Source organism: Bradyrhizobium sp. FW305-F6, assembly GCF_058782905.1.
Genome location: NZ_JBYSYD010000002.1, coordinates 268,225 through 281,672, shown reverse-complemented (window position 1 = coordinate 281,672; position 13,448 = coordinate 268,225). Strand labels below are relative to the sequence as shown.

Sequence of the window (13,448 nt, the reverse complement as noted above, 5' to 3'; positions counted from 1 at the left end):
CTTGTCAATTCGCGTGAAGCCCTCTCGCTTTCAGAAGGATTCTCAGCATGTGGGATGACATGATGCGACGTATTCTTCAGCCCGCCAGGGGCATCTCGCCTCATGTTACGAGTCCATACGGCGCGGTGACAGGTAGGCCGCGTGGATCAAGCAACCCGCACCGGGGCATCGATTTCAATTATGTTGGTGGTCAAAGCGCTCGGCTGAACACGAACCACCCGGAGTTGCGGTCTCCCGTGAATGGCGTCGTTGAGAGCGCCGGTGATGATCAATGGGGAACAATCTCAATCAGAGACAATAACGGCTTGCGGCATCAGATCCTGCATACCAACTCTCGGCACGTTAAGGTCGGCGATGTGGTTGCGGCGGGCCAAGTGATTGGCACGATGGGTAATACCGGTCTTTTTGATATGAAGGGCAATCCAGGGCACCACCACGTCCATTATCAAATCAAGGATCGCGCAGGTAATGTTCTTGACCCCGGTGCGTTTGCGGATGCACTGGGACCGTTCGATCCAATTCCCGCGCCGGCCTACGTTCCGGAGTATCAGCGGTATCTGCAAAACGCGGATATGGTGCCGCGGATCCGTCCCGAAGATGTGCGGATCCTGAGGAGGATGCCTGCCGGAAAATCGGATCAATCCGCTTTCAACTCGAATGATCCCGTACCGGTGGTGCCCGCTATTCCGCCCGATGCTTCGTTTCCATCTTCGCCACAATCCGACTTCGAAAGACGGTACGGAAATTGGCCTTCGCCTTCCGCAGGCGGTGTCTTTGCTGGCTTCAATCAAGTGCCGCAGCGACAATCCGACACTCCGGACAACGAGGACTGGTCCGCGATGTGGCGCAGGCGCACCGGCCTGCCTTAGGGCGAGCAATCGCATCTAGCGTCCATCCTGAAAATCCCGACGGTCGAGATCTTTAAGCCGTTACTGATACCCGCGCGCTACAAGGCGTTTCCGGCTGACGCGGCGCTGCGCTCGATACTTGATCCATCGGGCATCTCGAATTGAGATGGATTGATCGGTTGACCCGTCGGGCAAAACACTGGCAGAATGGCATCATCGGCAGAAGTTGGTGTTGCCCGCGCGGATGCAATCCGGTGCGGGTTTTCTTTTGATGCCTTCTAATTCCTGGTCTGCTTATCGGCCGGACGCCGCCCGCCATAAGCGCGCTGCACCTGGTCGCTGCAATAGGACAGCTTTCGGCCGTCGCCGGTGAAGCGCCCGTTGTCGATGATCCAGAGGATGACGGTCTTGTCGTCGATCTTCTTGAACATCAGGTTCTCGCGGTCCGGAGTCGTGTCCACATTTTGTACGGTGACGGCGTCTCTGTCTGGAGCCGGCTGCAATTTACAATCGGCGCCCACTCTGACGGTATCGGGAAGCTGAACCCGCGTCCTTTCGATCTTGCAAATGTTCGAGGCAGTCGTGATCGACTTTCCGGAGAACGCAACGACGGTGTCGTTGAACTTGGTGCAGCGCTCCTCGAAACCGGCGCCGGCCGCCGCGTAGACGCCGTCCCGCGGATGGGCTTCCTTGAGGGTCCGCTCCTGGTCGGCCTTCCGCTTTGCTTCCAACTTGGCTCTCAGCGTGGCTTCGGCAATCGCGCGCTGTGTCTTCAGAGGGCAGTAGGCGGCACGCCAGGGAGGATCTTTGACCTTCCCGTTCAAACTTTTCTGAACGGAGATCGTCGTATCATCGATCCGCTTGACGAACATGACTTCGTTGAATTGCCTGTTCTCCCAATTGGGATCGCGAGGATTGAGGTTTTGCGCCAGATTGTAGTCGTCGCAGACCATTCCGACCTTCAGCGAGCCTGGCGCGAGATCGATGACCTTTTTGACTTTGCAGCCCCATTCGTAACCGTTGATCGATTTCTCGCCAAGATCGATGGTAAGATCGCCGCTTTCATTGCAGGACGATTGGAAATTCTTGCCGAGCTCCGCATAGACGCCGGACTTCGGGCGCCATTTTTCGGCGGTCATCGGAGATGCTTCTCGAGCAACAGCCGACAGATCGGTTGTCGACGTCAGAAGAACGATGATCGCCATGAACGACGCGCCACGTCTTCTCTCATCAGGGCCCACGAATCGCTCCCGCGTTTGGATGTCGAGCCGTTCGCCGACATGTTGCAGCTTTGCGTTCAGAATAGTGGAACAGCCACAAGTTGAGCAAGAGGGTTCGCTCGTGCGCGGTATCGCGCGCGGGTCTCAAGACTATGCTTCGCAGCATTGGAGAGTGGAATGTCTTGGCATGATGCCTTGCGGCGAATGTTACCCCCACTTGCGGGTTTCGAGCCTCACACAACGAGCCCATATAATGCGACACGGGACCGTGGCACTTCACCCCATCAGGGCGTAGACGGAAATTACAACGTCGGCCCGAATGGGCAGCGGGGAATCAATCTGAAGCACCCTGTGTTGCGCTCCCCAGTCGACGGCATCGTGACAAACGCGGGCGAAGGTACGGCCGGTAGAATCGCGATCAGAGACGCAAATGGCATATCGCACGAGCTTCGGCACACGCACCGCAGATTTGTCAACGTAGGCGATCCGGTCGTTGCTGGGCAACTGGTCGGCACGATGGGTAATACAGGCGTGATCCAACCGTATATCGAAAGCGGCGATCATCATCTTCATTATCAGTTGAAGGACCCCGCCGGTCGTGGACTCAATCCTCAGGCGTACTGGGAGCGGCAAGGACCAATAGATCCAAATCCGGCGGCTCATGCCTATGTTGACGAGTATCGCCACTATATGCGCGATGCAGGCGCCATTCCTGCAACGTCTCGAAAAGATGTGAGAGTTCTGAGGGGAATACCCGACCGCGCAACGGAGCGGTCGTCATTCAATTCGAAGCCCGTTGAGGTGCCCTACAGCGGCTCCAATTCTTCCCGTCCATCCGCTATTGAAAACCATTTCAGGAGGCTTCTTGGACTTTGGCCGCCTTTCTCGGAGCACGACGCCTCTCCCGACTTGACCCGAACCCAACAAGGCCAATCCGAGACCTTCGACAACGAAGACTGGTCCGCGATGTGGCGCAGGGCGCACTGGCCTGCCCTAGGGCGAGCGAGCGCAGCCATTGTCCATCCTTAGAATTCCAACGGCGAAGATCTTCGAGCCATTGCTGCAACCGGTCCGCTACAAGGGCGTTTATGGCGGACGCGGCTCGGGCAAATCGCATTTCTTCGGCGAGCTCCTGGTCGAGACCTGCCAGGCCGAGCGCGGCACGCTCGCGGTCTGTATTCGCGAGGCGCAGCGCACGCTGGCGCAATCGTCCAAGCGTCTGATAGAAGGCAAGATTGCAAGCCTTCGCCTCGGGCATGGCTTCAAGCTGTTCAGCGACAAGATCGAGACGCCCGGCGACGGGCTCATCATTTTCCGCGGACTTCAGGATCACACGGCCGACTCGATCAAATCCCTGGAGGGATTTCGCATTGCCTGGATCGACGAGGCGCAATCCTTGAGCGCGCGCAGCCTCGCGCTGCTGCGGCCGACGATCCGTGCCAAGGACTCCGAGCTGTGGGCGAGCTGGAACGGCCTTCAGCGCAGATTGATGCGTGTCGTCGAGGCAAGGGGACGGCGGTTCGGCTGGGACAGCATCGTTTCCGACACAACGGACAACGCAGTATCCGCCAACAACTTCATCCAGGCAGGCTATCGGCTCTTCGAGCCCGAGACGCCATGGGCGTGGGCGCATACGCTCTATTGGAGAAAGCGGCTTCGCTGAGCGGGGTTTCCGCCGCACGGAACGTGTCGCATGGAATGGGCAGTACGCGATGTAGCGCGACCTCGCATAGTTGGAACGTCCGAGGACCCGGCAGCCTGGCGGCTGCGGGGTCCCTTTTGCGTACTGAAGCGATGTGGGCGGGGGACTTGCGAAGACGGAGGCGCCGGGCTTTAAGTTTGCTCTTGCGGGAAATTCGGCGGCCATAAGCCGATGTAAGGAGCGCTATCGATGCCCACCAAACCTCAATTGCCGGAACGTTCAATGAGAGGGACAGGCGAGCCGGCTGCGCTCGATGGTCTATTGGTCGTCGATTTTACGCGGGTGGTCGCCGGACCGGCCTGTACCCAGACGCTTGCCGATTTCGGCGCGCACGTCATCAAGATCGAGAATCCCGACGGCGGCGACGACACGCGCGCCTACGAGCAGGCCGAAATCGGCGGCGAAAGCGCCGCCTTTCTCAGCCTGAACCGCAACAAGCGTGGCATTGCGCTCGATCTTGCCGTGCCGGAGGCCCGCCAGATCGCGATCGACCTGATCCGCAAGGCGGATGTGGTCGTCGAGAATTTCTCGAGCGGGGTCATGAAGAAGTTCGGGCTCGACTATGAGTCGGTCGCGCCGCTCAATCCACGGCTAGTGTATTGCTCGATCTCCGCCTACGGACGCACTGGACCGTTCGCCTCGCGGCCTGGCTTCGATCCCATCACGCAGGCGGAAAGCGGCTTCATGTCGCTCAACGGATTTGCCGACGGCCCGGCGGTGCGCACCGGCCCGCCCATCGTGGACATGGCGACTGGGATGTCCGCCTGCAACGCCATTCTGCTTGCGCTGCTGGCACGCGACCGGCTCGGCCGCGGGCAGCATGTCGAAGTCGCCCTGTTCGACGTCGCGATCGGAATGACCGGTTTCTATGGGATGGCCTACCTCATCAACGGCGAAAACCCCGGTCGCTTCGGGAATTCGCCGAGCGGGTCACCCACGGTCGGGGTCTATGAGGCCTCTGACGGACCGCTCTACATGGCCTGCGCCAACGACCGGCTCTACCGACGGCTCGTGGTCGAGGTGCTGAACCGGCCCGATCTCATTACCGATCCGCAGTTTGCGACGCGCAAGGCCCGTTCGGAGAACAAGGAGCTCCTCCGGGCTGCCATTGCGGATGTTTTCGCGAGCGATACCCTCGAGAACTGGATGGCAAAGATGAAGCTGGCCAATATTCCGGTGGGCTATCTCCGGACAGTCGAAGAGGGCTTCAATGCGCCCGAGGCTCGTGAGCGCCATCGCCTGAGCCGGATTCCGCACCCCACGGCTGAATGGGTGCCGAACATCGAGCCGCCGATCTTGATGAGCCTGACCGGCGCGATCGATCCCGTTGCGGCCCCGCTGTTGGGCGAGCACACGAAGCAAGTCCTGCAGGATACGCTCGGCTACGACGAACGTCGGATCGCGGAGTTCGCCGAGAAAGGCGCCTTTGGCGCGGTCAAGCCCCCAACTTCGGCTTGAGAGATCCCTCGGCTTGATTTGGCAAAGGTCCCGCCGCATAAATGTGTGAGAGCGAGGGACCCGAATGGCGCCTGGCCAGGAGCCAAGCATGATCCAGACCGCCGGCCGACAAGCCGGTGGAGAGGTCTATGCGGCCATGATTGCGAAGGCTGGGGCGCTCCTGCCGCGACTGAGAGAGCGCGCGGCGCGGACGGAAGAGCTGCGGCATCTTCCGCCGGAAACGGAAGGGGATCTCCACGACACCGGCCTGTTCCGAATGCTCCAGCCGGCCCGGGTCGGCGGCGCCGAGCTCGACTACGTCGCCCTCGTCGATTGCGCAGAGTTGCTCGGAAAGGCGGATGCGTCGGTCGCCTGGAATTTCGCCAACCTGGCGAGCCATCACTGGATGCTCGGCATGTTCGAGCAGAAGGCGCAGGATCTGGTCTGGGGCGGTGATCCGGACACGCTGATCGCATCCTCGTTCATTTTTCCGGCTGGACGGGCCACGCGGGTCGAGGGCGGATACCGGCTGCATGGCAGCTGGCCGTTCTCGTCCGGCGTTGCCTCCTGCGAATGGAACATGCTTGCGAGCGTGGTCTATTCCGACGATGAGGCTGATGGCATCGAATATCGAATCTTCCTGTTGCCGAAAAGCGATTACAAGGTGCTGGACACCTGGAATGTCGCCGGATTGCGCGGGACGGGGTCCTGCGACGTGGAGGTCAGGGAGACCTTCGTGGCCAGCCACATGACGGTCGCGGTCGGTGATCTCTCTGGTGGGCCGACGCCGGGAAGCAAGGTCAATCCGAATCCGCTCTATACGCTGCCGGTGTTCTCACTCTTCCCATACGTCCTTTCCGGTGTCGCGCTCGGGAATGCTCGAGCGTGTCTCGACGACTATACCGAGGTCGCCCGTCATCGCATTTCGACCTACAACCGCGCCAAGCTGAGCGATTTCCAGAGCACGCAGATCAAGATCGCGGAGGCCTCGGCCAAGATCGACGCCGCACGCCTGATCATGCGGTCGGTCTGCCTCGATGCCATGGCAGGCGCGCGGCGGGGTCATATCCCCGACATGGCGACCAAAACCCGGTATCGGCGCGATGGATCCTTCTCGGTGAACTTGTGCACGGACGCGGTCTCGATGCTGTTTGCCGCGAGCGGCGCGCGGGGTCTGTTCACGAGCGGCGTCTTGCAGCGGCAATTCCGCGACGCGCACGCGATCAATTCGCATCTGGCGTTCAACTTCGACGCGGCAGGAACCAATTATGGACGTGTAGCCCTGGGCCTGCCGTCCGAGAATCTCACGCTGTGAGGCCCGGTCGATGAATGATCAGCCGAGGCAGCCCGGCGCTCCCGATCCCGCCAACGAGCTCGCGAGCGACAGTTCGCAGATCGATCCCCGCGACTTTCGCAACGCGCTCGGCACTTACGCGACGGGCGTGACGATCATCACGGCCGCCGCGCCTGACGGCAAGCCCTACGGATTGACGTGCAATTCGTTCGCCTCGGTCTCGCTCAATCCACCACTGGTGTTGTGGAGCCTCGTCGTCTATTCCTCCAGCCTGACCATCTTCCAGAACGCCAGCCATTTTACCGTCAATGTTCTTGGCGCTTCGCAACAAGCGCTTGCGAACAAGTTCGCGAAATCATCGGACGACAAGTTCACCGGCGTCGACTGGGCGCCTGGCCTCGGCGGGGCGCCCGTGCTCGCCGAGAGCGTCGCCAGTTTCCAATGCCGCTCAGCGAATCGCTACTATGGCGGCGACCACGTCATCTTTCTCGGTGCGGTCGAGGCCTACACCTACACTGCGAAAGAGCCGCTGCTTTTCGCGCGAGGGACGTTCGGTCGCTTCATAGCCGACGATGAGCGGAAAAAGTCGCCATGAGGCGCTTCAGCTCGCCCCAGACCGGTGCTCTGTCGCCGAAAGCTTGTAGATCTCCAATGCGTCCGCTTCCGCGCCGCGCGCGGCCTTCGCCAGCCTGAACAGTTGTCCGGCAAGCGAGGCCATCGGGACCGGAGTCGAGGTCGCCTGCGCGACATCGGCGACCGTATCGAGGTCCTTGAGCATCGTTGCGATGTGGCCGAGCGGGGGGCTGTGAATGCCCTGCGCCATCCTCGGCACGAACAGCTGGAGTGGAATGGAATCCGCAAAGCCTCCGGCGAGCGCTTCGGGCAACCGGTTGGCGTCGATACCCGCGTTCACGGCCAAGCGCGTTGCTTCCGCGAGAACCGCCATCGCGCAACCGACGATCACCTGATTGCACAACTTCGTGGTCTGGCCGGCGCCGGTTGGGCCCATGTGGGTGAATCGGCGGGCCATGGACAGCACATAGGGCCGCACCCTCTCGATGTCGCCGGCTTCTCCGCCGGCCATGATCGCCAGCGTGCCTTCTTCCGCACCTTTCGTGCCCCCGGACACCGGCGCGTCGATCCAGCCCGCCCCATTCGCCTCTTTCAGTCGCGCTGCGAGATCGCGAGCAGCGTCCGGATGTATGGACGAGAAGTCGACGACGAGCTTGCCTGCGCCGGGCGCAGCCGCCAGGCCTTCGGGCCCGAAAATCACCTCTTCGACGGCGGTAGCGTCCGTGACGCACATGAAGACAATGTCCGAATTCACCAGAACGTCGCGAGGTGTCATCGCACGCTTGGCGCCGGCAGCGACGAGGGGAGCCACCTTGCCCTCCGACCGGTTCCAGATAGCGACCTGATAACCTGCCTTGAGCAGGCGTCGGGTCATCGGCGTGCCCATGAGTCCCAGGCCGAGATAACCAAGCTTCTCGGTGCCTCGCGGGTTTGCCTTGCTCTCATCAGCCACAGGTTGTCTCCTTCGGTCCATTCCGACGCCGCATTACCATACATGGCGCATCGCGCGGCGAAACCGCCCGGCCTGCATGGCTTGCCTGATTGTTTGAACCATGAAACATTTGACGAGGTCGGGTTGGGGGCGCCTGTCGGCGCCGGAGCAGCGGAGTGGCACGATGCGAACCGTTTCGAAGTGGATCCTGGCTTTGGGGGCAGCAGCCGCCGTGAGCGCGGGCGCAAGCCCATCATGGGGGCAGCAGACGATCCGCGTCGGCTGGACGATTCCGGCGGAGGAATCCAAGTACTGGATGATGCGCAGGCCAGCTGAATTTCCCAATCTAGGCAAGACCTACAATATCGAATGGACCCAATTTCAGGGCACCGCGCCGATGACGCAGGCATTGGCGGCCGGTGCGTTGGACTGTGCGACCCAGGCGCCGCTGTCGCTCTCCAACGGTGTCGTCGGCGGCAATCTCAAGGCCTATATCGTCGCGCAGCACGTTTTCGAGAAGCCTGGCGGCTTCTCGGTCTACTGGGCCGTCAAGGATGACTCGCCGATCAAGACAATTGCCGATCTCAAGGGCAAGACGGTGGGCATCTCGGTGATTGGTGGTGGGACGCAGGGCCCGTTCAACCTGCTCCTGAAGCAGAATGGCGTCGATCCCGCCAAGGACATCAAGCTGGTCGAGGTTGGTTTCGCCGTCTCCGAGGACGCGCTGCGCCAAGGCCGCGTCGATGCGGTCAACATGAACCAGCCGTTTGCCGCGCGCGCAGAGGCAAAGGGCGGCACAAGGAAGCTGTTTTCGCTGTCCGAGGCCATGCCGAACATCGTGCACATCCTGGAAGCCTGCCGTGCCGATTTCGTCGACAAGAACCCGGAACTGGTCAAAGCCTATGTCCGCGACATCACGTCAGGCATGAAGAAAGCGCTGGCCAACCGAGAGGAGACCTTGAAAGTGGTGTCCGAAGTGCTGAAGGCGCCCGTTCCGGTGCTCGAGACCTATTTGCTCAAGGACAACGATTTCGGCCGCGATCCGGGCGCCGCGCCGAACTTCCCCGCGATCCAGAAGATGCTGGATATCTATGCAGAGACGGGAATGCTGCCTAAGCTGGATGTCGCACAGTTCAAGCATCCGTCGATCGTCGCGCCGCTGCAATAGAAGCAGGATGGGTGATTGAACGACAATCGTGGCGTTCCGGGTCCTCCGGGACGCTGCATGAAGAAGATGCACATATGAAGAAGCTGCGATCACGGGTTACGACAGATGGGCTCGACCGGGCCCCGCATCGTGCATTCATGCGTGCCATGGGGCTCGATGACGCTGCGATTGCCAAGCCGATGGTGGGCATCGTCAGCATGAAGGGCGAGCAGACGCCCTGCAACATGACCCATGACTTTCAGGTGGCTGCAGCCAAAACCGGAATCGAGGAGGCCGGCGGCACGCCGCGGGAGTTTTCGACGATCTCGGTGTCCGACGGCATCAGCATGAATCATGAGGGGATGAAGTTCTCGCTGTTCTCGCGGGAGCTGATCGCCGACTCGATCGAGGCTGTCGTTCACGGCCTGGCCTATGATGCGTTGATCGGATACGGCGGATGCGACAAGACGCTTCCCGGCGTCATGATGGGCATGGTTCGCTGCAATGTACCGTCCATTTTCATCTATGGCGGCAGCTCGCTTCCGGGTCGCGTGGACGGGCGGACGCTCACGGTGCTCGACTCCTACGAGGCTGTCGGCAGCTTCATGACCGGTGAGATCGACGGCGCGACCCTCGAGCGGATCGAGCGTGCCTGCCTGCCGACGATTGGCGCATGCGCTGGCCAGTTCACCGCGAACACCATGGGAATGGTTTCGGAGGCGATGGGGCTGACCATTCCCAACGTCTCGATGGTGCCCGGTGTTTATTCCGAGCGCGCCCAGATCTCGCGACGCGCCGGACGCCTCATCATGGAGATGCTGAAGCGTGGCGGGCCGTTGCCGCGCGACATCGTGACGCGGAAATCCCTGGAGAACGGCGCAGCAATCGTCGCCGCAACGGGCGGCTCGACCAACGCCGCGCTGCACCTGCCGGCGATAGCGAACGAAGCCGGGATTGCATTCACCATCGATGATGTGGGCGAAGTCTTTGCCAGGACGCCGCTGATCGGAAATCTACGGCCGGGAGGCAAATACACGGCGAAGGATGTCTACGACATCGGCGGTGCTGCGGTCATCATTCGCGAGCTGATCAAAAGCGGTCATATCGATGGCCGCTGCATCACGATCACAGGCCACACGCTTGCTGAAGAATATGGCGCTGCTAACGGGCCCGACGGAGAGGTCGTGTATGCGGCTGGTGCGCCGATCATGCCTGACGGCGGCGTCGCGGTGTTGAAGGGAAATCTCTGTCCCGATGGTGCGGTGATCAAGGTAGCTGGCCTGAAGAGCCAGTTTTTCGAAGGTGTCGCGCGAGTTTTCGAGGATGAAGAGGCCTGCGTCGCCGCGGTTCGCGACCGCAGCTACAAGGCGGGCGAGGTTCTCGTGATTCGCAATGAGGGGCCGGTCGGCGGTCCCGGCATGCGCGAGATGCTCGGCGTCACAGCGCTCATCTACGGTCAGGGCATGGGCGAAAAAGTGGCGCTGATCACCGATGGCCGGTTCTCCGGCGCAACCCGCGGCATGTGCATCGGCTACGTGTCGCCCGAGGCTTTTGTGGGCGGTCCCTTGGCGCTCGTTCGCGACGGTGACAGGATCCGGATTGATGCCGCAAACCGCCGGATGGATGTCCTGCTCGACGAGCAGGAACTCGCCGCTCGGCAACTTAACTGGACGCAACGTCCGCCCCGGCACCGCGCAGGTGCGCTCGCCAAATATGCGCGCCTGGTCGGGCAGGCTCCGGGCGGCGCCGTGACGCATGAAGGCCCGGCGGAATGGCCCTGGTTCGAATGACGCGCCGCACTTGTGCGAGAATAACGGCCTGTCTGGCAGGCTTCTTGCTAAGCTCATTGCGCTGAATGTTGGTCCGAGCGAGGCGGAAGGCGGGATGATGGCAGTGCCTGCGAGATCGAGCGAATGGGTGAGACCGGTGGCGCGACAAGAGCCGGCTTCTGCGATCATCGAGATCGACCGCGTCTCTCAGGTCTTCCAGACCTCGGCGCGCAAAGATCATGTGGCGCTTTCGGACATCTCCCTGACGATCGAGGAGGGCGCCTTCGTTTCCATCCTTGGCCCGTCCGGTTGCGGCAAGTCGACATTGCTCTACATTGTCGGCGGCTTCGTCAGCCCGACCAGCGGCGCGGCGAAGATGAAGGGGCGGGCGATCACGGGACCGGGGCCGGATCGCGGACCGGTGTTCCAGGAGTTTGCCCTGTTTCCCTGGAAGACCGTGCTGGGCAATGTGATGTATGGCCCACGCCAGCAGGGGATACGCACCGCCGAGGCCGAGGCGCAGAGCAGGGCCTTGATCGAGATGGTTGGTCTCAAGGGCTATGAGAATTTCTACCCCAAGGAGTTGTCGGGCGGCATGAAGCAACGCGTGGCGCTGGCGCGGACGCTTGCTTATCATCCTGAAGTGCTGCTGATGGACGAGCCGTTCGGCGCGCTCGATGCGCATACAAGGACGCGCCTGCAGAACGATCTGCTGAACATCTGGGAGCGTGACCGCAAGACCGTGCTGTTCGTTACCCATTCGGTCGACGAAGCTGTCTTCCTCTCCGACAAGGTCGTCATGATGTCGAAATCGCCTGGTCGAATCCGGCAGGTCATCGACATTGATCTGCCGCGACCGCGCCGCCGCAACGAGCTGTTGCTCGACCCCCGCTATCAGAAGTACGTGGTCGATATCGAGCGAATGTTCGACGAGAGCGACGAAGCCGGGCCCGACCTATGATGTCATCGGCTGCCATGGCCAAGCGCGCCGCACCGGTGTTGGCCTGCATCGGATTGCTGGCGGTGTGGCAGGTTGCGTCGCTGGCGCTGAAGAACGACAGCTTTCCGACGGCGATCGAAGCGATCAGGGCGGTCCCGAGCATTCTCGGGGACAAAGAATCCCTGATTAACATTTTGGCCTCGCTCCGGCGCATGGCGATGGGATTTGGCGCGGCCGTGCTTTTCTCGATTCCTCTCGGACTCTTGATGGGACGTAACGCTGCGGTGGCGGCCTTTTTCAATCCGCTCCTGATGGTGATCTACCCGGTGCCCAAGGCGGCGTTGATGCCGATCATCATGCTGTGGCTGGGGGTCGGCGATCTCACGAAGACATTGGTGATCTTCCTCGGTGTCAGCCTGCCCGTGATCTACCACAGCTTCCAAGGCGCCAAGGCGGTCCAGGAGAAGATGCTGTGGTCGGGCGCTGCGATGGGGCTTTCGCCGCTGCAACGCCTGGTGCGCATCGTGCTGCCGGCGGCGCTCCCGGAGATTCTCACAGGGTGCCGTACTGGATTGGTGCTGGCATTGATCACAATGATCACCAGCGAGATGATTGCGCGCCAGTCCGGCGCCGGGAACATCCTGTTCAACGCGCTCGACATGGGCCAATACGACACGGTCTTTGCGATGATCATCATCGTGGGCGCGATGGGAATCTGCCTCGACGCGATCTTCGAGCGGGTGCGCGCAAGACTGGTGCGCTGGTCCGAACCTCAGTTCGACATGCCGCTGAGTTTCTCATGATGCCACGGTATCTCTCCCAAAATGTCGCCCTTGGAATTGCCCCGATCGCGATGGTGGTCGCGTTGTGGCAGGGCCTGGTGTCTTTCGGCTTCGCGCCGGCAGTTCTGCTGCCGCCGCCAGGCTTCGTCTTCGGCCGGCTGCTCCAGCAGCTTGTGACTTCAACATTCCAGCAGGAGATCGCGGCGACCCTGATCAGGCTGTTTGCCGGCTTCGCGATTGCAGTCGTGATCGGTGTCAGTGTCGGCATCGCCGCTGCCGCCAGTCCAGCGATCAACGCGGTTGTCCGGCCGATCGTGCGGGTCCTGGCGCCTTTGCCCAAGGTCGCGCTCTATCCGGCGTTGCTGCTGCTGCTCGGATTTGGTCATGGATCGAAGATCACCCTCGTGGCTGCCGACGCGCTTTTTCCGATTTTGCTCTCGACCTATTACGGTGCATCGACGGTCGAGCAGAAGCTGATCTGGTCGGCCATGGCGGCGGGAACGCCGCGCCGCGAAATTCTCTTCAAAGTGGTGCTGCCGGCAGCGATGCCATCGATCCTGACCGGGTGCCGGATCGGCCTTGTCATTTCCTGCATCGTGGTGTTTCTGGCCGAGATGATCACGTCGACGGACGGATTGGGGCACGCGCTTGTGACGGCAGCAAGAACCTTCCAGGCCGTGGACATGTTCGTTCCGCTGATCACGATCTCGCTGTTGGGGTTGATCCTGAATGCCTTGCTGAGCGCCCTGCGATCGTACCTCTTGCGCGGCTTTCCAGAAGCGTGATCTGAAACGAAGAAACAAGA

At 61.4% G+C, this 13,448-nt stretch carries 12 protein-coding genes and 2 pseudogenes; 12 read left to right on the top strand and 2 right to left on the bottom strand.

The features are described from left to right. Positions 1 to 47 precede the first annotated feature (47 nt). Positions 48 to 869 (top strand): M23 family metallopeptidase, encoded by an 822-nt coding sequence (locus AC3WLX_RS12540; protein ID WP_492336161.1) that lies wholly within the window; start codon positions 48 to 50, stop codon positions 867 to 869. 257 nt (positions 870 to 1,126) lie between these two features. On the opposite strand, the gene AC3WLX_RS12535 is transcribed toward AC3WLX_RS12540, so the two are convergent. Then, positions 1,127 to 1,987, bottom strand: a complete 861-nt coding sequence (locus AC3WLX_RS12535; protein WP_492336160.1) for a hypothetical protein — start codon at positions 1,985 to 1,987, stop codon at positions 1,127 to 1,129. Positions 1,988 to 2,245: 258 nt separating this feature from the next. Between AC3WLX_RS12535 and AC3WLX_RS12530 the strand changes: the two genes are divergently transcribed. From AC3WLX_RS12530 to AC3WLX_RS12505, 6 genes and pseudogenes are all read left to right on the top strand, one after another. After that, positions 2,246 to 3,097, top strand: a complete 852-nt coding sequence (locus AC3WLX_RS12530; protein ID WP_492336159.1) for a M23 family metallopeptidase — start codon at positions 2,246 to 2,248, stop codon at positions 3,095 to 3,097. After that, a pseudogene (locus AC3WLX_RS12525) lies at positions 3,084 to 3,539 on the top strand (phage terminase large subunit); the annotation flags it as partial. The gene AC3WLX_RS12530 and the pseudogene AC3WLX_RS12525, both read left to right, overlap by 14 nt. Continuing rightward, a pseudogene (locus AC3WLX_RS12520) lies at positions 3,540 to 3,731 on the top strand (GNAT family N-acetyltransferase); the annotation flags it as partial. Between the two features lie 228 nt (positions 3,732 to 3,959). Then, positions 3,960 to 5,228 (top strand): CaiB/BaiF CoA transferase family protein, encoded by a 1,269-nt coding sequence (locus tag AC3WLX_RS12515; protein WP_291618159.1) that lies wholly within the window; start codon positions 3,960 to 3,962, stop codon positions 5,226 to 5,228. A gap of 64 nt (positions 5,229 to 5,292) precedes the next feature. Next, positions 5,293 to 6,522 carry an acyl-CoA dehydrogenase family protein gene (locus tag AC3WLX_RS12510; RefSeq protein WP_492336158.1) on the top strand — a complete coding sequence of 410 codons (1,230 nt, stop codon included), beginning with the start codon at positions 5,293 to 5,295 and terminating at the stop codon, positions 6,520 to 6,522. Between the two features lie 10 nt (positions 6,523 to 6,532). Continuing rightward, on the top strand, positions 6,533 to 7,096 hold the full coding sequence (locus AC3WLX_RS12505) for a flavin reductase family protein (RefSeq protein ID WP_492336157.1): 564 nt from the start codon (positions 6,533 to 6,535) through the stop codon (positions 7,094 to 7,096). Between the two features lie 6 nt (positions 7,097 to 7,102). Here AC3WLX_RS12505 and AC3WLX_RS12500 read toward each other — a convergent pair whose 3' ends face one another. Then, positions 7,103 to 8,026 (bottom strand): NAD(P)-dependent oxidoreductase, encoded by a 924-nt coding sequence (locus AC3WLX_RS12500; protein ID WP_492336156.1) that lies wholly within the window; start codon positions 8,024 to 8,026, stop codon positions 7,103 to 7,105. Between the two features lie 163 nt (positions 8,027 to 8,189). Between AC3WLX_RS12500 and AC3WLX_RS12495 the strand changes: the two genes are divergently transcribed. The 5 genes from AC3WLX_RS12495 (at position 8,190) to AC3WLX_RS12475 (ending at position 13,428) form a co-directional block, all read left to right on the top strand. After that, positions 8,190 to 9,173: an ABC transporter substrate-binding protein gene (locus tag AC3WLX_RS12495; RefSeq protein ID WP_291618167.1), complete on the top strand. Its 984-nt coding sequence runs from the start codon at positions 8,190 to 8,192 to the stop codon at positions 9,171 to 9,173. A 74-nt stretch (positions 9,174 to 9,247) separates the two neighbouring features. Continuing rightward, positions 9,248 to 10,942, top strand: coding sequence for a dihydroxy-acid dehydratase (ilvD, locus tag AC3WLX_RS12490; RefSeq protein WP_492336155.1), 1,695 nt, complete (start codon positions 9,248 to 9,250; stop codon positions 10,940 to 10,942). A 94-nt stretch (positions 10,943 to 11,036) separates the two neighbouring features. Next, positions 11,037 to 11,882, top strand: coding sequence for an ABC transporter ATP-binding protein (locus AC3WLX_RS12485; RefSeq protein WP_291618172.1), 846 nt, complete (start codon positions 11,037 to 11,039; stop codon positions 11,880 to 11,882). Next, positions 11,879 to 12,664 carry an ABC transporter permease gene (locus AC3WLX_RS12480; RefSeq protein ID WP_492336154.1) on the top strand — a complete coding sequence of 262 codons (786 nt, stop codon included), beginning with the start codon at positions 11,879 to 11,881 and terminating at the stop codon, positions 12,662 to 12,664. The genes AC3WLX_RS12485 and AC3WLX_RS12480 overlap by 4 nt, the downstream gene beginning before the upstream one ends. Continuing rightward, positions 12,661 to 13,428: an ABC transporter permease gene (locus tag AC3WLX_RS12475; RefSeq protein WP_492336153.1), complete on the top strand. Its 768-nt coding sequence runs from the start codon at positions 12,661 to 12,663 to the stop codon at positions 13,426 to 13,428. Before AC3WLX_RS12480 ends, AC3WLX_RS12475 begins: the two co-directional genes overlap by 4 nt. Positions 13,429 to 13,448 lie beyond the last annotated feature (20 nt).